General features: G+C 66.5%; 19 protein-coding genes. 7 read left to right on the top strand and 12 right to left on the bottom strand.

The annotated features are described in order from the left end of the window. Positions 1-7: 7 nt before the first annotated feature. From B0I00_RS00260 to glmU, 3 genes are read right to left on the bottom strand one after another with little or no spacing between them, the layout of a single operon-like run. Positions 8-376: a PIN domain-containing protein gene (locus B0I00_RS00260; protein ID WP_100865384.1), complete on the bottom strand. Its 369-nt coding sequence runs from the start codon at positions 374-376 to the stop codon at positions 8-10. Then, positions 373-558 carry a CopG family transcriptional regulator gene (locus B0I00_RS00255; protein WP_100865383.1) on the bottom strand — a complete coding sequence of 62 codons (186 nt, stop codon included), beginning with the start codon at positions 556-558 and terminating at the stop codon, positions 373-375. Before B0I00_RS00255 ends, B0I00_RS00260 begins: the two co-directional genes overlap by 4 nt. 31 nt (positions 559-589) lie before the next feature. Beyond that, on the bottom strand, positions 590-1,957 hold the full coding sequence (gene glmU / locus B0I00_RS00250; protein ID WP_100865382.1) for a bifunctional UDP-N-acetylglucosamine diphosphorylase/glucosamine-1-phosphate N-acetyltransferase GlmU: 1,368 nt from the start codon (positions 1,955-1,957) through the stop codon (positions 590-592). A gap of 62 nt (positions 1,958-2,019) precedes the next feature. Between glmU and B0I00_RS00245 the strand changes: the two genes are divergently transcribed. Both B0I00_RS00245 and B0I00_RS00240 read left to right on the top strand, forming a co-directional pair. After that, the gene (locus tag B0I00_RS00245; RefSeq protein WP_100865381.1) at positions 2,020-2,676 is read left to right on the top strand and encodes an HAD-IA family hydrolase; all 657 of its coding nucleotides are present in this window, start codon (positions 2,020-2,022) and stop codon (positions 2,674-2,676) included. Between the two features lie 139 nt (positions 2,677-2,815). Further along, on the top strand, positions 2,816-3,724 hold the full coding sequence (locus tag B0I00_RS00240) for an SDR family oxidoreductase (RefSeq protein ID WP_100865380.1): 909 nt from the start codon (positions 2,816-2,818) through the stop codon (positions 3,722-3,724). 59 nt (positions 3,725-3,783) lie between these two features. On the opposite strand, the gene B0I00_RS00235 is transcribed toward B0I00_RS00240, so the two are convergent. Genes B0I00_RS00235 through B0I00_RS00220 form a run of 4 tightly spaced genes read right to left on the bottom strand, consistent with a single transcriptional unit; the run spans position 3,784 to position 6,771 of the window. Beyond that, positions 3,784-4,131 carry a DUF2794 domain-containing protein gene (locus tag B0I00_RS00235; protein WP_100865379.1) on the bottom strand — a complete coding sequence of 116 codons (348 nt, stop codon included), beginning with the start codon at positions 4,129-4,131 and terminating at the stop codon, positions 3,784-3,786. Further along, entirely contained in the window at positions 4,128-4,844 is a 717-nt protein-coding gene (gene epsC, locus B0I00_RS00230) for a serine O-acetyltransferase EpsC (protein ID WP_100865378.1), read from the bottom strand. The genes B0I00_RS00235 and epsC overlap by 4 nt, the downstream gene beginning before the upstream one ends. A 29-nt stretch (positions 4,845-4,873) precedes the next feature. Beyond that, positions 4,874-5,488, bottom strand: a complete 615-nt coding sequence (locus tag B0I00_RS00225) for a P-loop NTPase family protein (RefSeq protein ID WP_100865377.1) — start codon at positions 5,486-5,488, stop codon at positions 4,874-4,876. Continuing rightward, complete coding sequence (locus B0I00_RS00220; RefSeq protein WP_232730050.1) at positions 5,488-6,771, bottom strand: heavy-metal-associated domain-containing protein; 1,284 nt, start codon at positions 6,769-6,771, stop codon at positions 5,488-5,490. The genes B0I00_RS00225 and B0I00_RS00220 overlap by 1 nt, the downstream gene beginning before the upstream one ends. A gap of 72 nt (positions 6,772-6,843) precedes the next feature. Here B0I00_RS00220 and purM point away from each other — a divergent pair, with 72 nt between their 5' ends. Together purM and purN are read left to right on the top strand one after the other, a co-directional pair. Then, positions 6,844-7,935: a phosphoribosylformylglycinamidine cyclo-ligase gene (purM, locus tag B0I00_RS00215; protein ID WP_100865376.1), complete on the top strand. Its 1,092-nt coding sequence runs from the start codon at positions 6,844-6,846 to the stop codon at positions 7,933-7,935. Further along, positions 7,928-8,881: a phosphoribosylglycinamide formyltransferase gene (purN, locus tag B0I00_RS00210; protein WP_100865375.1), complete on the top strand. Its 954-nt coding sequence runs from the start codon at positions 7,928-7,930 to the stop codon at positions 8,879-8,881. The genes purM and purN overlap by 8 nt, the downstream gene beginning before the upstream one ends. On the opposite strand, the gene B0I00_RS00205 is transcribed toward purN, so the two are convergent. Further along, the gene (locus tag B0I00_RS00205; RefSeq protein ID WP_100865374.1) at positions 8,878-9,120 is read right to left on the bottom strand and encodes a hypothetical protein; all 243 of its coding nucleotides are present in this window, start codon (positions 9,118-9,120) and stop codon (positions 8,878-8,880) included. The genes purN and B0I00_RS00205 overlap by 4 nt on opposite strands. A gap of 68 nt (positions 9,121-9,188) precedes the next feature. Here B0I00_RS00205 and cls point away from each other — a divergent pair, with 68 nt between their 5' ends. Then, positions 9,189-10,634 (top strand): cardiolipin synthase, encoded by a 1,446-nt coding sequence (gene cls / locus B0I00_RS00200; RefSeq protein ID WP_100865373.1) that lies wholly within the window; start codon positions 9,189-9,191, stop codon positions 10,632-10,634. A gap of 64 nt (positions 10,635-10,698) precedes the next feature. On the opposite strand, the gene ndk is transcribed toward cls, so the two are convergent. Further along, positions 10,699-11,121, bottom strand: coding sequence for a nucleoside-diphosphate kinase (ndk, locus tag B0I00_RS00195; protein WP_100865372.1), 423 nt, complete (start codon positions 11,119-11,121; stop codon positions 10,699-10,701). A gap of 173 nt (positions 11,122-11,294) precedes the next feature. On the opposite strand from ndk, the gene B0I00_RS00190 reads away from it, so the two are divergent. Next, positions 11,295-11,939: a dioxygenase family protein gene (locus tag B0I00_RS00190; protein WP_157812437.1), complete on the top strand. Its 645-nt coding sequence runs from the start codon at positions 11,295-11,297 to the stop codon at positions 11,937-11,939. 2 nt (positions 11,940-11,941) lie between these two features. Here B0I00_RS00190 and B0I00_RS00185 read toward each other — a convergent pair whose 3' ends face one another. The 3 genes from B0I00_RS00185 to B0I00_RS00175 are packed head-to-tail and all read right to left on the bottom strand — an operon-like array spanning position 11,942 to position 13,992. Further along, complete coding sequence (locus B0I00_RS00185) at positions 11,942-12,376, bottom strand: DNA polymerase III subunit chi (RefSeq protein ID WP_100865370.1); 435 nt, start codon at positions 12,374-12,376, stop codon at positions 11,942-11,944. Then, positions 12,376-12,516: a DUF2256 domain-containing protein gene (locus tag B0I00_RS00180; protein WP_100865369.1), complete on the bottom strand. Its 141-nt coding sequence runs from the start codon at positions 12,514-12,516 to the stop codon at positions 12,376-12,378. The genes B0I00_RS00185 and B0I00_RS00180 overlap by 1 nt, the downstream gene beginning before the upstream one ends. Before the next feature lie 12 nt (positions 12,517-12,528). After that, complete coding sequence (locus B0I00_RS00175; RefSeq protein ID WP_100865368.1) at positions 12,529-13,992, bottom strand: leucyl aminopeptidase; 1,464 nt, start codon at positions 13,990-13,992, stop codon at positions 12,529-12,531. Between the two features lie 97 nt (positions 13,993-14,089). Between B0I00_RS00175 and B0I00_RS00170 the strand changes: the two genes are divergently transcribed. After that, positions 14,090-16,378 carry an LPS-assembly protein LptD gene (locus B0I00_RS00170; protein WP_100865367.1) on the top strand — a complete coding sequence of 763 codons (2,289 nt, stop codon included), beginning with the start codon at positions 14,090-14,092 and terminating at the stop codon, positions 16,376-16,378. Positions 16,379-16,535 lie beyond the last annotated feature (157 nt).

Here is a 16,535-nt window from a genome sequence, read left to right as displayed (position 1 = left end):
GCTTTCGTTAGAGGCTGTAGGGAACGCGGATGCCCGGCATGGCTGCCGGAAAATCCGCCGTATTGCGGGTTATGAGGATCCGGCCGGCGACCTGCGCCGAAGCCAGTATTACAGCATTGGTGAGCGACAACCCTGTCCGCTGGCCGCATAGCTGTGCGGCGCTGCGGGCGATCTCGTCGCTTATCTCGACCACGCTGAAGTGCGACAGAAAGGCGTCCGCCCGCTGCGCGTCGTCGGGCTGGGCGAGGCTCATCACCTCGATCCATGACAGGCGGCTGATGAAACGCTGGCGAATGCGTTTCAGTTCGGCCGCCGCTCCGGCATGGCCGTGCAGCGCATCGACAAGGATCGCGGTGTCGAAGGCAGCCACGCTCATCGCTGCGCCTTGCGTTCGGCCCAGATGCCGAAATACTGTTCGATGCCCTGCTGCTCAGCAACCTGGCGATAAGCCTGAACCGCATCGCGCAGAACAGAGGCGCGCGATTTGCCCTGCTCGGCCGCGCGGGCGTCGAGCCAGCGGATGTCCTCTTCGGCAAGATCGGCGAGAATGCGGGTCACTGATATACCGATATCATATCATGATATCATATCAAGCCTTACCCTTCTCGGCCGCCTTCTTTTTCTTCATCGCGTCATGAAAACGGTCGGCCCAGCCCGGCTTGACGAGTTGTTCGCCGCGCACGATGCGCAGCTCTCCGTCGAGCACGTCGCGCGTCACGGTGCTGCCTGCCCCGACTATCGCATCCGCCCCGATCCGGACCGGCGCGACCAAGGCCGAGTTCGAGCCAATGAAGGCGCGCTCGCCGATCACGGTCTTGTGCTTGAAATAGCCGTCGTAATTGCAGGTTATGGTACCCGCGCCGAGGTTCGCGCCGGCGCCTACTTCGGCATCGCCGATGTAGGACAGATGGTTGGCCTTGGCGCCCTTGCCCATCACCGCCTTCTTCACCTCGACGAAATTGCCGATCTTGGCCCCTTCCTCCAGCACCGCGCCGGGCCGCAGGCGCGCAAAGGGCCCGACCTCGACCCCGCTGGCAAGGCGCGCGCCCTCGATGTGGCTGTTGGCGCGAATCGTGACCGCGTCGGCGACGACGACACCGGGGCCGAAGAACACGTTGGGTTCGACCAGAACGTCGCGGCCTAGCTGGGTATCCCAGGCGAACCAGACGGCTTCCGGCGCGATCAGGGTGGCGCCGTCGTCCATCGCGGCGCGGCGGCGACGGTTCTGCCAGCGGTGTTCCGCGACGGCCAGCTCGGCGCGGCTGTTGATTCCCTCGACTTCGTGTGGATCGGCCGTGACCACCACGGCGCAGGTCCGCCCGACCGCGTTCGCGACGTTGACCACGTCCACTAGGTAGTATTCCCCCTGCGCGTTGTCATTCCCGACACGCGCGAGCAAGCCGAACAGGTCCGCGCTGCGTACCGCCATCAACCCGGAATTGCACAGGCGACAGGCGCGCTCGGCCTCGGTCGCGTCCTTGTGCTCGACCATCTTCACGATGCGGTCACCCTCGGCAATGACGCGCCCGTAACTCAGCGTATCGGCCGGCTCGAAGCCGAGCACGACTACCGCCGGCTCGTCAGCGCCGTGCAGCCGTTCGATCATCGCGCGCATGGTCGCGGCGCTGACGAAGGGCACATCGCCGTAAAGGATGAGCACGTCGCCCGCGAACCCGGCGAGCGCTGCCTCGGCCTGCTGCACCGCATGCCCGGTGCCAAGTTGCGGGTCCTGCACCGCGATATCCGCACGATCGCCAAGCTGCGCCTCGAGCTGTTCGCGCCCGTGGCCGGCGATCACGACCGAGCGTTGCGGCGCAAGTTCGGCGGCGGCGGCCAGCAGGTGTTCGATCATCGGCCGCCCGGCGATCGGATGGAGAACCTTGTGCAGGTCGCTTTTCATGCGGGTGCCCTTGCCGGCGGCAAGGGTGACTATGGCAAGGGGAACAGGATCGGTCATCACCCCCGACCCTTGCCACCAAACTCTTGCCGTTTCCACACGCGCCGTGCGAGGGGCCGCGGATGATCCACCGCTTTGCCATCGTCGGCTTCGATCTCGACGGAACGCTGCTCGACACGTCGGGCGATCTGGGTGCCGCCGTGAACCACGCTCTGGCCCTGGCCGAACGCGATGCAGTGCCCCCTGACCAGGTTGCCAATCTGATCGGCGGCGGCGCCCGCCTCATGCTGCGGCGCGCGCTCGAATTGACCGGGGGGAGCGTGGGGCTGGACGAGGACGCCTTGTTCGAGGCGCTGCTGGCCTATTACGAAGCCAATATCGCGGTCCATTCGTCCCTCTATCCCGGCGGCGCGGCGATGCTCGACGCGCTGCAGGATGCGGGCACCCAGATTGCGATCGTCACAAACAAGCGCGAAGCCTTCGCCCGCAAGCTGCTTGGCGCACTCGGCCTGGACGATCGCTTCGCGGCGATAATCGGCGCCGGGACCTATCCGCTGAAACCCGCACCCGACGCGCTCCACGCCATGGTGGAGCAGTGCGGCGGCGGGACTGCTGCCTTCGTCGGCGACACGACCTTCGATACAGCGGCCGCGCGGGCGGCGGCCCTGCCTTGCATCGCCGTCAGCTTCGGCTTCAACGACCGGCCGGCCCGGGATCTCGGCGCCGATGCCGTTATCGACCACTTTGACGACCTGATTCCGGCCCTTTCCCGCCTCTAGCCGCGCGAGTCGCGGTTCCGCGATCGCGACTTGACGCTAGGGAATATGGCGCTGTGGCACAGGGCATTGCCAGCGCGTGTTCTCCGTGCCATCGACGCCGCGCTTCCCAAGGATTCAAGCCAGTCAGCGGAGAGAAATCATGACTATCTCGTTCAAGGATCGCGTCGCGATCGTCACCGGCGCAGGCGGCGGACTGGGCCGGGCCTATGCCCTCGAACTGGCGCGCCGCGGCGCCAAGGTCGTGGTCAACGACCTCGGCGGATCGCGCGACGGCACCGGGCATTCCGACGCCGCGCTGAAGGTGGTCGAGGAGATCAAGGCGGCCGGCGGCGAAGCCATGTCGAATGGCGGATCGGTCACCGAATACGAACAGATGGTCGAAATGGTCGCCAAGGCGAAGGAAGCCTGGGGCGGCGTCCATATCCTGATCAACAACGCGGGCATCCTGCGCGACAAGAGCTTCGCCAAGATGACGATGGACGACTTCAAGCTGGTCGTCGACGTGCACCTCAACGGCAGCGCCAATTGCACCAAGGCCGTGTGGGACCTGATGCGCGATCAGACCTATGGCCGCATCCTGATGACCGCGAGCAGCACCGGGCTGTTCGGCAACTTCGGCCAGGCCAATTATGGCGCGGCGAAGCTTGGCCTGGCCGGCTTCACCAAGACGCTGGCGCTGGAAGGCGCGAAGTACAACGTGCGGATCAACACCCTGGCACCGGTCGCCGGCACCCGGATGACCGAGGATCTCGGCATGTCCGAGCAGTTCTTCCAGATGCTCGCGCCCGAAAACGTCGCCCCGATGGCGCTCTATCTGGTCAGCGAGGACGCGCCGACCAACATGATCTGCGGAGCCGGAGCCGGCGCCTATCACGCCGCCTACGTCACGCTGACCCCGGGCGTGGCCCTGCCGCTCGACGAACGCACCCCCGAAGGAATCGCGGCGCATTGGGACCAGATCATCGACCGCACTGGCGAGATCGTCCCCCAGTCTGGCGGAGAACAGAGCCAGATCGTCATGGCGGCGCTGAGCAAGCTCGGCGCCTGACCGGCTGAGAGAAGACGAAAGGCCGCGCGGTGCACCAGGTGCCGCGCGGCCTTTTCGTGTCAGTTGTCGACGACTTTCAGCAGGCGCCGTTCGAGCGGAAACAGCACGCCGGGCAATTCGTGCCCGCGCTTGAGCACCTGGCCGGCCTCGCCGATCAGGCTCCACATGCCCTGCTTGCCGCGCATGGCTGGGCGCTTCTCGATGCGCGACTCGGGGCGTTCGGCGGTGCGGCGATAGGCGGCGAAGCTGGCCGCGTCCTTGGTGAAGTCCATCGCGTAGTCGCGCCACATGCCGGCGGCGACCATGCGGCCATACAGATCGAGGATGCGCAGCAGTTCTTCGCGATCGAAGCCGACCTGAAGCGGTCGTCCGGCGCCGGTCGGAAACGGAGTGACGACCGCGCTCAAGCCGATTTCTTCTCCCCGCGCTTGCGGGTAGCGGCCTGCTTGGTCGCGGCGGCGTCACGCTCTTCCATCAACTGGGCAATCCGCTTCTGCATCGTCTCGATCTCGCACTGCATCAGTTCGAGCTTCTGCGTCGCGGGATCGAACCGGTCGGAGCACGGGGTGCCGTAGGGGACGAAGTTCTGCGTTTCGGGCTTGACCTCGACCAGCGTGGCCTTGGCCGGAATGCCGACCATGGTCGCGCCTTCGGGCACGTCCTTTGTGACGACGGCGTTGGCGCCGATCCGCGCCCCTTCGCCAACGGTGATGGGACCGAGGATGGCGGCGCCCAGACTGACGATCACGTTGTCGCCGATGGTCGGGTGGCGCTTGCCGCCGATGCCGTTGGTCGGGTTTGTCCCGCCCAGGGTCGATCCCTGGTACATGGTCACGTCATCGCCGATCTGCGCAGTTTCGCCGATCACGACGAAGCCGTGGTCGATGAAGAAATTGCGCCCTATGACCGCGCCCGGATGGATGTCGATCGCGGTCAGGAACCGGCTCAGCGAGTTGACCAGCCGAGCCAGGAAATAGAGTTCCGCCTCGAACAGCCAGTGCGCGACGCGGTGCAGGCCGAGCGCCAGAACGCCCGGATAAAGCAGCACTTCCCAGCGCGAACGCGGGCTGGGATCGCGGGCGACGATCGAGTCCAGATAGCTGATCAGGCGTTGCAGCATTGTCCCCCCTTTGTCCCACCAAGTTGCGCTCAAAGCAAGCGCGGCTCCTTGGGGCCCATGATCTCCTCGAGCGCGTCGCGCCAGACCGAAAGTGTCGGCGCCACCTTGCGTTCGAGGCTGAGCCGGTCGATCACCGTGACCAGCCGCTCGATCCCCAGATGGGAGCGCTCGGCGCGCGGAACAAGATAGGCGGGCGCATCCGGGCCGAGTGGCAGGCCCCGCTGCTCCGCATGAACCGCCAGCAGATCGGCCAGCATGGCATCGTCGGGCGTGCCGATTGCAAGGTGCAGCGCCGCCCCCAGCCGCGACCGCAAGTCGGGCAAGGCGATGGTCCAGGCCTCGGCATCGCGGCCGCTGACCAGCAGCAAGGGCGCCCCGCCCTCCTGCGCGCGGTTCCAGCGGTGGAACAGCACGGTCTCGTCCATCCGGTCGGCATCGTCGATCGCCTCGCCGATGCCGTGTTCGGCAAACCAGCGGGCGATCAGGCTTTTGCCCGAGCGCGGCGGTCCGTGAAGCACCGCAGTGCGGAAAGGCCAGGTCGTTGCGGCGGCCATCGCCTCGAGTGCGGCAGAATTGGCATTGCCGACCACGATCCGCGACGGGGCCGCTTCCCCCCTGCCCAGCGGCAGTGCGATCTGCGTCATCACTTGCGAATGGAAAGCGCGTTGTTGCCGACCGAAACCGTGTAACCGCGGGCGCGCAAGGCCGCGGCCAAGGCCTGCAATTCGCCGGCATAGCTGACCCGCATAAGCGAGGTTCCGCCCATCGCCAGACTGGTGGTCGACGCGCCCTTCACCCCGGGGGCCGAGCGCACCGCGCCAAGCGCCGAATCCACCGCCGACGCATCGGGGGAAGCGAACTGGACAGTGAAGGTGTTGACCTTGGCTTCCTCGGTCGGCGTGGCAGTGGGCGTCGCTGCCGGATCGATGGCCGGACCGGTCGCCGCCGCTGCCGGCGCCTCGTCCTCGGCCTGGCCTGCGGCGATCAGCGCGGCAAGCGCGGGATCGATCTGCGGACGGACATTGAGCGTCGCGTCGGGGCTCAGCACGCCCTGCTGCAATGCATTGGCGTAAAGCGCGTCGATCCGGACGACGGCCTGGGCCAGCATCTTGGGAACGCCTGCTTCGTCAGGCGCGGTCATCTCGAAGCTGCCGAGCCATTTGTTGTCGGGGCCGAATCGCGCGGTGAATACGCCGCGCACCGGACCGCCAGGCCATTGCCGTTCGAGCCGCGCTTCGGGGATCAGAACGTCGGACGCGCCGAATTGGTCGAGCACGTTGCGCCACCAGGCGCGGCTGCGACGCCCGGGCTGGCCTGCCGTGATCAGCAGCGATTCGCCCCCGGCGCCGGACGGGCGGACGTAATCGATCGGGCTTTGCCCGGCACGGAACTGGGCCCAGGCAGCCTGCCACTGGCCCTTGACCTCGTAGACCTGCGAGACACCGCCCGAATAGAGCACCGGGATGATCATCATCGGCGCCGACCGCGCGATCGCGCTGCCATCTGCGCTAAGGTACTGGCCGGCGCGGGTCCGGTCGAACACCACGCCAAGCGTTGCGACGTAACGCTTTGGGCCGATCTGCTCGCGCTCGATAACAATCGAAGAGACCATCGACTGGATCTGGCCTTCGGGCAGGTCGGGTCCGCCGGCCTTGGCCCAAGCCAGCTTGGCCGCCTGCTGCCAGCCCTTCAGCCGCGCATCGCTGCCGTTGTCGCCCGTCACGTTGACCTCAACGCCGTCGATCTGGATGTCCTGGCTGGCAGCGACCGGAATGATTCCGCGATCGCCTTCGACCTGGGCGACGAGGCTGGCGGGATCGAGCAGCAGCAAGGCCCCGACCAGCCCGAGGCCCAGCGTGCCAAGGAGCAGACCGGCAGGTCCGGGGCGCCAGTTCTGCGCGGAAAGGGAGTGCGACGGGGGTGTCATCGGGGAAAACCGGGTGCCTTTTGCCCAAAGGCAAGTGGAAATCCAAGCCGGAAAAGGTTAGGCGCACGCTCCATGTCCGAAAAGAGCTACAGTTACGAGCAGGCCGGCGTCTCGATCGCGGCCGGAAACGCGCTGGTCAAGGCCATCGGCCCGCTGGTCAAGGCGACCGCGCGGCCCGGCGCCGACGCGGAGATCGGTGGCTTCGGGGGCTTCTTCGATCCCAAGGCGGCGGGGTATTCCGATCCGCTTCTGGTCGCGGCAAACGACGGTGTCGGAACCAAGGTCAAGCTGGCGATCGACCATGATCGCCACGACACCATCGGCCAGGACCTTGTCGCGATGTGCGTCAACGATCTGATCGTCCAGGGCGCCGAACCGCTCTTCTTCCTCGATTATTTCGCCACGGGGAAGCTGGAAACCGGCGTTGCCGAGCGCGTCGTCGCCAGCATTGCCGAGGGCTGCAAGCTGGCGGGATGCGCGCTGATCGGCGGCGAAACCGCCGAGATGCCGGGCATGTACGCAAAAGGCGACTACGATCTGGCAGGCTTCTGCGTCGGAGCGGTCGAGCGCGGCGAGCAATTGACCGGCGACAAGGTGGCCGCAGGCGATGTCCTGCTGGGCCTTGCCAGTTCGGGGGTCCATTCGAACGGCTATTCGCTGGTCCGCCGGCTTGCTGCCGACAAGGGCTGGAAGCTCGATCGCCCGGCCCTGTTCGATGCCGACCGGTTGCTGATCGATCACCTGATCGAACCGACCCGGATCTATGTGCGCAGCCTTCTGCCCGTGATCCGCGCCGGGCGCATCCACGCGCTGGCCCACATCACCGGCGGCGGCCTGCTTGAAAATGTGCCGCGCGTCCTGCCCGAAGGGCTTCACGCCCGCATCGACGCCGGCGCCTGGGCCCAGCCGCGCCTGATGGCGTTCCTGCAGGCGCAGGGAAACATCGAGCCGGAGGAAATGGCCCGCACCTTCAATTGCGGCATCGGCATGGTCCTGGCAGTCAGCGCCGACGATGCTGCCGCGGTCAAGGCCGACCTGGAAGCAGCGGGCGAAACGGTCTTCGTGATCGGGGCGATCGAGGCAGGTTCGAGGGGCTGCACGGTGCAGGGCAGCGCCGACGACTGGTCGGCCCGCGCCACCTGGGAAGCAATCCACCTTGCCTGACAGGGCGCGGGTCGCCGTGCTCATTTCGGGCAGCGGCACCAACATGGCGGCGCTGCTCTATGCCAGCCGCGCCGAGGATTGCCCGTACGAGATCGTGCTGGTCGCCTCGAACAACCCGGAGGCCGGCGGGCTCGCCCTGGCCGCTGCGGAGGGCGTGCCGACTTTCGCACTCCCGCACAAGGGCATGGTCCGTGCCGATCACGACGCGGCGATGGACGCGGCAATCCGGCAAAGCGGCGCGCAGTTCGTGGCACTTGCCGGCTACATGCGGATCCTGACGCCAGGCTTTGTCGAGCAATGGGGCGGCCGGATGGTCAACATCCATCCCTCGCTGCTTCCCAAGTACACGGGACTCCACACCCACGAGCGGGCTCTGGCGGCGGGCGACAGCCATGGCGGCTGCACCGTTCATCTCGTCACCCCGGCGCTCGATGACGGGCCGATGCTGGGCCAGACCGCGGTGGCGATCCTCCCCGGCGACACGCCCGATAGCCTTGCCGCGCGCGTGCTGATCGCCGAGCATCAGCTCTATTCGCGGTGCCTGGCCAATCTGGTCCAGCAAGGCACCTCGCCCGCCTATCTGACCGCACAGGTGCGCCAACGCGCTCTCGATCTTCCTGAGAGCGACGAGATCGTAAGCCACGGCATGGCCTGCTTCGGGGTGATCAAGGGCAAGAAGTTCGCCTACGTGTCGAATGACCATCACGGCGACGGTCGGGTTTCGCTGCTGGTCAAGATCAGCGGCGCCGACGAGCAGTCGCAGCTGATCGCCAACGATTCGGCACGCTACTACCGCCCTGCCTATTTCGGCGACGGCTGGATCGCGATCCGGCTGGACCTGGGCGATACTGACTGGGATGCCGTTGCCGACTGGCTGGCGCGGAGCTGGCGCAGCGTTGCGCCCAAGCGCCTCACCGCGCTGTTGGATGCGGCCGACGCGTTCTAGATCTCGCTCCCGTCGACCATCGGCCGGCTTTCACGGGTCCCGCGATAGCGCGCGTCGGGTTCGGTCGGTCCCGGCGATATGACCACATGGTCGGCGTGCACTTCGAGCAGGGTGCCGACGAAGGGGAAATCGTCCATCGTGCTGACCCGGTAGCTGACCGTGTCGCCAACCTTGAACGTCGCCGCATCGAAATTGAACACGAAGGGGCAATCGTCTCCGCCCTGGCCCATTCCCAGCATGGCTGCTCTCCTTTGCCGGGCAACATAAGGCTGGCCACGAATAAGAAAAGACGCTCAATGCACCCTTGATGCAGCAGGACGTGACCTTCGCGCTTACGGTTGCCCTGATCGTGGCCGAGGTGGCCATGGTGCTGCGGGCGATGTTGCGCCCTTTGCGCGAGCCGACCTCGCGCATCGCTTGGGTGATCACGATCCTGGTGCTACCGGTGGTCGGCATCGTCGCCTACCTCTTGCTTGGCGAGGCGCGGATCAGCGCCAAGCGGCGTGACCGCTTCGCCGCAGTCGACCGCCTGCTGCCCCGCCCCGACGGCGATCCCGAAGCCGCGCACCTCGTCGGCGCAGGGGCGCACGCGGCTCCCTTCGCACGAGGCCGCGCGGTCAACGGGCTGCCGCCGACGCTGTTCAACAGCGCGACGCTGTTTGCCGACAGCAACACCGCCATTGACGCCATGATCGCCGATATCGACGCTGCCGAAACGACAGTTCATCTGTGCTTCTACATCTGGCTTGCCGATACCAACGGGATCAAGATGCGCGACGCGCTGATCCGCGCCAGCCGCCGCGGGATCGCGGTCCGCGTGCTGACCGATGCGCTGGGATCGCGCAGCTTCCACAGGTCCGATCACTGGCAGCGACTGCGCGCGGCCGGGGTCGATGCGCGGATCGCGCTGCCGGTCGGTGGGCTGGTCTGGACGCTGATCCGCGGGCGGCTGGACTTGCGCAACCACCGCAAGACGCTGGTCGTCGACAATCGCATCGGCTGGTGCGGCAGCCAGAACATCGCCGATCCCGAATTCCGCATCAAGGCACGGTTCGGGCCCTGGATCGATGTGATGACCCGCTGGGAAGGACCGGTCGCGCGGCATTTGCAGTTCCTGTTTGCCGGCGACTGGATGGCCGAGGACGGCGATGACATCACCGCTCTCCTCGCCCCGCGCTCGCATGCTGCACCGCCGGGTGCGCCCGGCATCGCCGCGCAGGTGATCGGCACCGGCCCCAATGTCACGCACCCGGCCATGACCGAATGTTTCGCCGAACTGGTTCATGCCGCGCGCAGAGAATTGACCATCACGACGCCCTATTTCGTGCCCGACGACCAGTTGCTCTACGCCCTTCTTTCGGCCGCGCGGCGAGGCGTTCGGGTCGCGCTGATCGTGCCGCGCCGCAACGATAGCTGGATCGTCGCCGGGGCCAGCCGGAGCACCTATGCCGACCTGCTGCACGCCGGTGTTGAACTCTACGAATTCCGCCCTGGCCTGCTCCACGCCAAGACCATGGTTGCCGACGGGGTCACCGCGCTGATCGGGTCGGCCAATCTAGACCGCCGCAGCTTCGAACTGAATTTCGAGAACAACGTTCTGTTCGCGGACGCCGTGCTGGCGGGCGAGGTCGGGGCGCTGCAGGAACGGTGGATCGCCCAGTCGGACCGCGTCACCTTGCAGCGGGTCAGGTCCTTCGGCGTGCTGGAACGTCTGTGGCAGAACCTCATGGCGATGTTCGGCCCGGTCCTTTGACCCATAAGAAAAGGGCCGCCAGATTGCTCCGACGACTCCTGAACTTTGTGTGTCAGCTAATTGATCAACCGACGATTTCTTCCGGCTTGAAGAAGTAGGCAATTTCGATCGCCGCATTTTCGTCGCTGTCGCTGCCGTGGACCGAGTTTTCGCCGATCGACAGGGCGTGGGTCTTGCGGATGGTGCCTTCGGCGGCTTCTGCCGGGTTGGTTGCGCCCATGACGTCACGATTGCGGGTCACGGCATCCTCGCCTTCGAGTACCTGGACGACAACCGGTTCGCTCATCATGAATTCGACCAATTCGCCGAAGAAGGGGCGTTCCTTGTGGACCGCATAGAAGCCTTCGGCCTGTTCGCGGGTCATGTGGATCCGCTTCGAGGCGACGACGCGCAGGCCTGCTTCTTCCAGCATCCTGGTGACCGCGCCGGTCAGGTTGCGGCGGGTGGCATCGGGCTTGATGATCGAAAAGGTGCGGGTAACCGCCATTGTGCGTTCCTTGAGTAGGTTGATGCGGGAGAGTTGCGCGCGCCCCTAGCGGGAACCGCGCTGCACTGCAAGGCGGACGCTGGCCCGCGTTAAGCCATGCTTTAGTTATCGTTAGGCCGTTTCGGCAAGCGATGATAGGCTGGTGCCAGGGTCGCATGGGAGGAAAAAGGGCCATGCACACGACCGACAACCTGATTTCGCGCCGCGCCTTTGCCGGTTCGGCGCTTGCCGCAGCGACCATGGCGGCGGCATCGCGCGCCGGTGGTGCCGTCGCCGAATTGCCGCAGACACCAGGCCAGGACATCGGCCCGTTCTACCCCGTCCAGCATACCCTTGAGGTCGATGCGGACCTGACCCGCGTGGCGGGGCACGGCAACCGCGCCAAGGGGACGATCGTCGAAATCACGGGGCGCGTCCTCGACCGGTTCGGCAATCCCGTCAGCGGGGCGCGGCTGGACATTTGGCAGTGCAATGCGGCCGGCCGCTATGCCCATCCCAACGAGGTCTCGAAGCAGCCGCTCGATCCTGGTTTCCAGGGCTTTGCCAAGATCGCGACCGGCAAGGGCGGCGAATGGCGGATGACGACGGTCAAGCCAGGCGGTTACGATTCGCCGATCGGATTTCGCACGCCGCACATTCACTTTGACGTGAGCGGCCGCAGCCACCGACTGATCACGCAGATGTATTTCCCCGAGGACGCGACAACCAACGCCAAGGACGAGTTGTACAAGGCGATGGGCGGAGCGGCTTCGCACACGGTTGCCCGCGTCGACGGCGTTGCCCGCTATACCTGGGACATCGTGCTGATGGACGGCTGAGCCTATCCGGCCTGGACCCAGCGGCCGCCGTCCTGTTTCCAGTACCGGCATTCCACCCCGTCGCGCGCAGATAGGTCGCGCCAGGTTGCCCGCGCGTCGTCGATCGTTGCGCCGTCGAACAGCAGGAACACACGGTCGAAGGCCAGTCCTTCGTCCCGCCAGCGCCCGTCGGCAAAAGCGGCGAAGCGGGCCTGGTTGGCCGGCTCGACCTGCCCCGACAGCAGGATGGGTTGGCGCGCATCGTGCGCGCCGCCGGCCTCGCCGTTGGCCAGGAACGCCTCGCGCCGTTCCCAAAGGGCAAGACCGATCCGCTCGCGCAGGTTTGCATCGTCGGCAACCACCAGCAGGCGCTGACCGGCATCGAGCGTCTTGGCGGCAAGCAGGGCCAGCGCCGTTTCGGCAGGATCGCGGCTAAGCTGGTAGAAATCGACCTGCATCACGCCTTCCCCTTCGTGGCCCGGCAGCGATCGGAACAATAGCGCACCTGGTCCCAGTCGCGTTCCCACTTCTTGCGCCAGGCGAAAGGGCGGCTGCAGGCAAGGCAGATCTTCGTCGGAAGGTCCACCTTGCGCCGCATCCGCCCCAAGGATCAACCTTCCAGCGTGTCGCGCACGTAGCGGTCGAGGATGCGCACGCCATAGCCGGTCGCACCCTTTTCCCAGGTCGCTCCGGGCTTGGCCGACCAGACCATGCCCGCGATGTCGAGGTGCGCCCAGGGGCGGTCCTTGTCGACGAAGCGCTGGATGAACTGGGCTGCAGTGATCGAGCCCCCCTCGCGCGGACCGACGTTCTTCATGTCGGCGATCGGCGAATCGATCAGCTTGTCGTAGGCCGGGCCCATCGGCATCCGCCACAGCCTGTCGCCCGAGGTTTCGCCGGCGGCAAGCAATTTTGCGGCCAGTCCCTCGTCGTTAGCGAACAGCCCGCCCTGCTCGAAGCCAAGCGAGATGATCATCGCGCCGGTCAGCGTGGCCAGGTCGACGACCGCGACCGGATCGTATTCCTTCTGCGTCCAGGTAATCGCATCGCACAGCACCAGGCGGCCTTCGGCATCGGTGTTGATGACTTCGATCGTCTGCCCCGACATCGAGGTGACGACGTCACCAGGGCGCTGGGCGTTGCCGTCGGGCATGTTCTCGACCAGGCCGACGACGCCGACTACGTTGGCCTTGGCCTTGCGCCGCGCGAGCGCGAGCATCGTGCCGGCCACCGCCGCCGATCCGCCCATGTCCCACTTCATGTCCTCCATTCCCGCCGCCGGCTTGAGGCTGATGCCGCCCGTATCGAAGGTCACGCCCTTGCCGACGAAGGCGGTCGGCTTTGCGCCTGCCGCGCCGCCCTTCCACTCCATCGCAAGGATGCGCGCCGGGCGGACCGAACCCTGGGCCACGCCCAGCAGGGCGCCCATGCCCAGCGCTTTCATCTCTCCGTCGTCAAGGACGCGCAGCGCGATTCCCGCGCTTTCGAGCCGCTTCGACACGCGTTCGACGAAGCTTTCGGGATAGATGACGTTGGCCGGCTCTGTCACGAGTTCCCGGGCCAGTTCGACCCCTTCCGCCAGCGCCGATTCGATCGTCCAGGCTTCTTCGGTCCCGGCCGGCGCGGCGACGACGCGGATCTGTTCGAGCGTCGGCTTCTGTTCGTCGGTCAGGCGGGTGCGGTAGGCGTCGTGCCGCCAGGCGCGCAGCCGCGCGCCGAGCAGTACGGCCGCTGCCTCGGCAGGCGTCAGTGCGGCGCCGGTGAAGTCGAGTGCCAGCGCCTTGACCCCCGAGGTCAGGTACTTTGCGGTCAGCGCGGCCCCGGCCTTTTCCAGCGAGGCAATGCGATCCTTGCCCTTGGGGTCGCCCGCGCCTGCAAGGACGACGTGCGCCACGCCGCCGTCGACCGACGCAAACCCTTCGTAGACCTGGCCCGCCTTGCCGGTGAACCGCCCCGCACGGGCCCCTTCGGCCAGCGCCGGATCGAGATCCGCCGGCAGCGCGTCGAGGTCGACGATGCGGGCGACCGGGCCCGCAGTGGCGGCAAAGAGGGCGGGAATGAATTCGATCTGCATGCGTGCTCCCAGGGAACGTGGTGGCCTTGCGACGAAGCGGAAAGGCAATTGATTGGCGTGGATTGCAGTTAGGCGCGGGCGGTGCGATAGGCAAGCCATGCACCCCCTCCCGCAGCCGTGGCTGCCACGTTTCGATCTGGCTTCGGACGGCTGGCGCCTTGGTGCCGCAGCCGTGGCGCTGGCGCTTGCCGCGCAGCCCGGTGCCCTCCGCGCGCAGGACGCGGCACCTCCGCCTGCCACGATGCCCGAACCGGCGCCGGCACCTGTTTCCGCCGAAGGCGGCCCAGTCGCTTTCGAGGCGGACGGCGTCAGTTATGACAGCAACGGCGAAACGGTGACCGCCTTCGGCAGTGTCATCCTGCGCCGCGGCGAGCAGTCGATGCGGGCCGACCAGGTCACCTGGAACCGCGCGAGCGGCCAGATCGTCGCAACCGGCAACATCCGTTTCGTCGACGAGGACGGCAACCAGCTGTTTTCCGATCGTCTTGAATTGACCGACGAGTTCAAGACTGGTGCCATGGAGAACATGCTTCTGGCGCTGCGCGAAGGTGGCCGGCTGGCAGCGCAGAAGGGCGAACGTGGGGAAGACGGGCGGATATACCTGACCAACGCGGCCTATTCGGCCTGCGCGGTGGAAGACGCCGAAGGATGCCCCAAAAGCCCGAGCTGGCGGATCACGTCGGAACGGGTGATCTACGATCCCGAGGCGAAGAAGGTCCGCTTTACCGGCGCGCGGCTCGAACTGTTCGGCGCCAGGCTGTTCCCGCTGCCCGGGCTGGTCCTCGCAACCGACGGACGCCCGATCAACGGATTGCTGATCCCCGACGTTCGCTATTCGTCTTCGAACGGGATCGAACTGGTCAACACCTGGTATCAGCGCCTGGCGGTCAACAAGGACCTGGCCGTATTGGGCTATGTCTATACCAAGGCGGCGCCAATGGTCAGCGGCACCTACCGCCAGCTGGCCTCGGAGGGCGCGTTCCAGATTACCGGCTATGCGACCTACGGATCGCGCATTCCGCTGGGCAGCGCCGATCCGACCAGCCAGAAGGATTTCCGCGGCTATTTCGCGGCCAACGGCAAGTTCCAGTTCGACCCCTACTGGAGCCTGACCTTCTCGGGCCGCGTCGCGTCCGACCGCACGTTCCTGCGCCGCTACGACATCAGCCGCGACGATCGGCTGCGCTCGATGGTCGACCTCGAGAGGATCGACGACAAGAGCTACCTGTCGCTGGCCGGATGGGCCACCCAGACGCTGCGCGTGGGCGAACCGCAGGGGCAGGTGCCGATCGCGCTGCCCGTGCTCGACTACCGCCAGCGGCTCGACGATCCGGTCCTTGGTGGAAAGGTCGAATTGCAGCTGAATTCGCTGGCGATCACCCGGACCGCAGGGCAGGACACCGCGCGCGCCTTTGCCAGCGCGCGCTGGGACCTGCGCCGTCTGACCCCGTGGGGCCAGGAGGTCTCGTTCACCACCCTGCTGCGCGGGGACGTCTACCACTCGGACGAGAATTACCTGACCTCGACCGCGATCTACCGTGGCAATCCGGGCTGGCAGACGCGTGGCATCGGCGTGGCTGCGGTGGACGTGAAATGGCCGCTGGTCGGCAGCTTCCTTGGCGGCAGTCAGATCCTGACCCCCCGCTTCCAGGTCGTCGCCAGCCCGGCGATCGCCAACCTGTCGGTCCCGAACGAAGACGCCCGCGCGATCGACCTCGAGGATTCGAACCTGTTCGCCCTCAACCGTTTTCCGGGTTACGATCGGGTCGAGGACAGCGTCCGGTTTACCTATGGCCTCGACTGGTTCTGGGAACGACCCAACTGGCGGATCAACGCGACTATCGGTCAGTCCTACCGCCTGACCAGCCGCCCGACCCTCCTGCCCGACGGCACCGGCCTGTCGAACCGCGTGTCGGACATCGTCGGCCGTACCGAGGTCCGCTTCAAGGACTTCGTCAAGTTCACCCACCGCTATCGGGTCGACAAGGACAATTTCGCGGTGCGCCGCAACGAATTCGACGCGACGGTCGGCTCCAGCCGCACCTATGCCGAAGTCGGCTACCTGCGCCTCAACCGTAACATCGCCGCCGGTATCGAAGACCTGCGCGACCGCGAGGAAGTGCGCTTTGCCGGCCGCGTCGGCTTTGCCCGATACTGGTCGGTGTTCGGCGCGGGCGTGATCGACCTGACCAGCACCAACGAGGACCCGGCCGCGATCGACGCCGACGGGTTCCAGCCCGTGCGCACGCGCCTTGGCATCGCCTATGCGGATGACTGCCTGCAGTTCGATTTCACCTGGCGGCGCGACTATGTGGCGACGGGTGACGCGCGCCGCGGCAACTCGTTCGAGATCCGTCTCGCGCTGCGCAATCTCGGCTTCCGGTGATAGGCGGCTCTGGTGCATTGGCAGGCTTGACCAACTGCGCTATCCGCGCCGCAAACGCGCCGGTGCTGCCGGACCGCGCTCAGCTTGCGTTAAGCCGCTGAACGGCAAGGCGCGCGGCTAATACAGGCGGGCAACTGGCCCGTCGCATATGGGAATT

Source organism: Novosphingobium kunmingense (assembly GCF_002813245.1).
GTDB classification, from domain to species: domain Bacteria; phylum Pseudomonadota; class Alphaproteobacteria; order Sphingomonadales; family Sphingomonadaceae; genus Novosphingobium; species Novosphingobium kunmingense.
This window is presented reverse-complemented; position numbering and strand designations above follow the sequence as displayed.

Coding starts and splice junctions, on each gene's coding strand:
- B0I00_RS00225 (WP_100865377.1), bottom strand. CDS start 5,488: ATGACGCAGATCGCACTGCCGCTGGGCAGGGGGGAAGCGGCCCCGTCG.
- epsC (WP_100865378.1), bottom strand. CDS start 4,844: ATGCTGCAACGCCTGATCAGCTATCTGGACTCGATCGTCGCCCGCGAT.
- purM (WP_100865376.1), top strand. CDS start 6,844: ATGTCCGAAAAGAGCTACAGTTACGAGCAGGCCGGCGTCTCGATCGCG.
- ndk (WP_100865372.1), bottom strand. CDS start 11,121: ATGGCGGTTACCCGCACCTTTTCGATCATCAAGCCCGATGCCACCCGC.
- B0I00_RS00220 (WP_232730050.1), bottom strand. CDS start 6,771: ATGACACCCCCGTCGCACTCCCTTTCCGCGCAGAACTGGCGCCCCGGA.
- B0I00_RS00180 (WP_100865369.1), bottom strand. CDS start 12,516: ATGCGGCGCAAGGTGGACCTTCCGACGAAGATCTGCCTTGCCTGCAGC.
- B0I00_RS00190 (WP_157812437.1), top strand. CDS start 11,295: ATGCACACGACCGACAACCTGATTTCGCGCCGCGCCTTTGCCGGTTCG.
- B0I00_RS00245 (WP_100865381.1), top strand. CDS start 2,020: ATGATCCACCGCTTTGCCATCGTCGGCTTCGATCTCGACGGAACGCTG.
- glmU (WP_100865382.1), bottom strand. CDS start 1,957: ATGACCGATCCTGTTCCCCTTGCCATAGTCACCCTTGCCGCCGGCAAG.
- B0I00_RS00260 (WP_100865384.1), bottom strand. CDS start 376: ATGAGCGTGGCTGCCTTCGACACCGCGATCCTTGTCGATGCGCTGCAC.
- B0I00_RS00205 (WP_100865374.1), bottom strand. CDS start 9,120: ATGCTGGGAATGGGCCAGGGCGGAGACGATTGCCCCTTCGTGTTCAAT.
- B0I00_RS00175 (WP_100865368.1), bottom strand. CDS start 13,992: ATGCAGATCGAATTCATTCCCGCCCTCTTTGCCGCCACTGCGGGCCCG.
- B0I00_RS00170 (WP_100865367.1), top strand. CDS start 14,090: ATGCACCCCCTCCCGCAGCCGTGGCTGCCACGTTTCGATCTGGCTTCG.
- cls (WP_100865373.1), top strand. CDS start 9,189: ATGCAGCAGGACGTGACCTTCGCGCTTACGGTTGCCCTGATCGTGGCC.
- B0I00_RS00240 (WP_100865380.1), top strand. CDS start 2,816: ATGACTATCTCGTTCAAGGATCGCGTCGCGATCGTCACCGGCGCAGGC.
- B0I00_RS00185 (WP_100865370.1), bottom strand. CDS start 12,376: ATGCAGGTCGATTTCTACCAGCTTAGCCGCGATCCTGCCGAAACGGCG.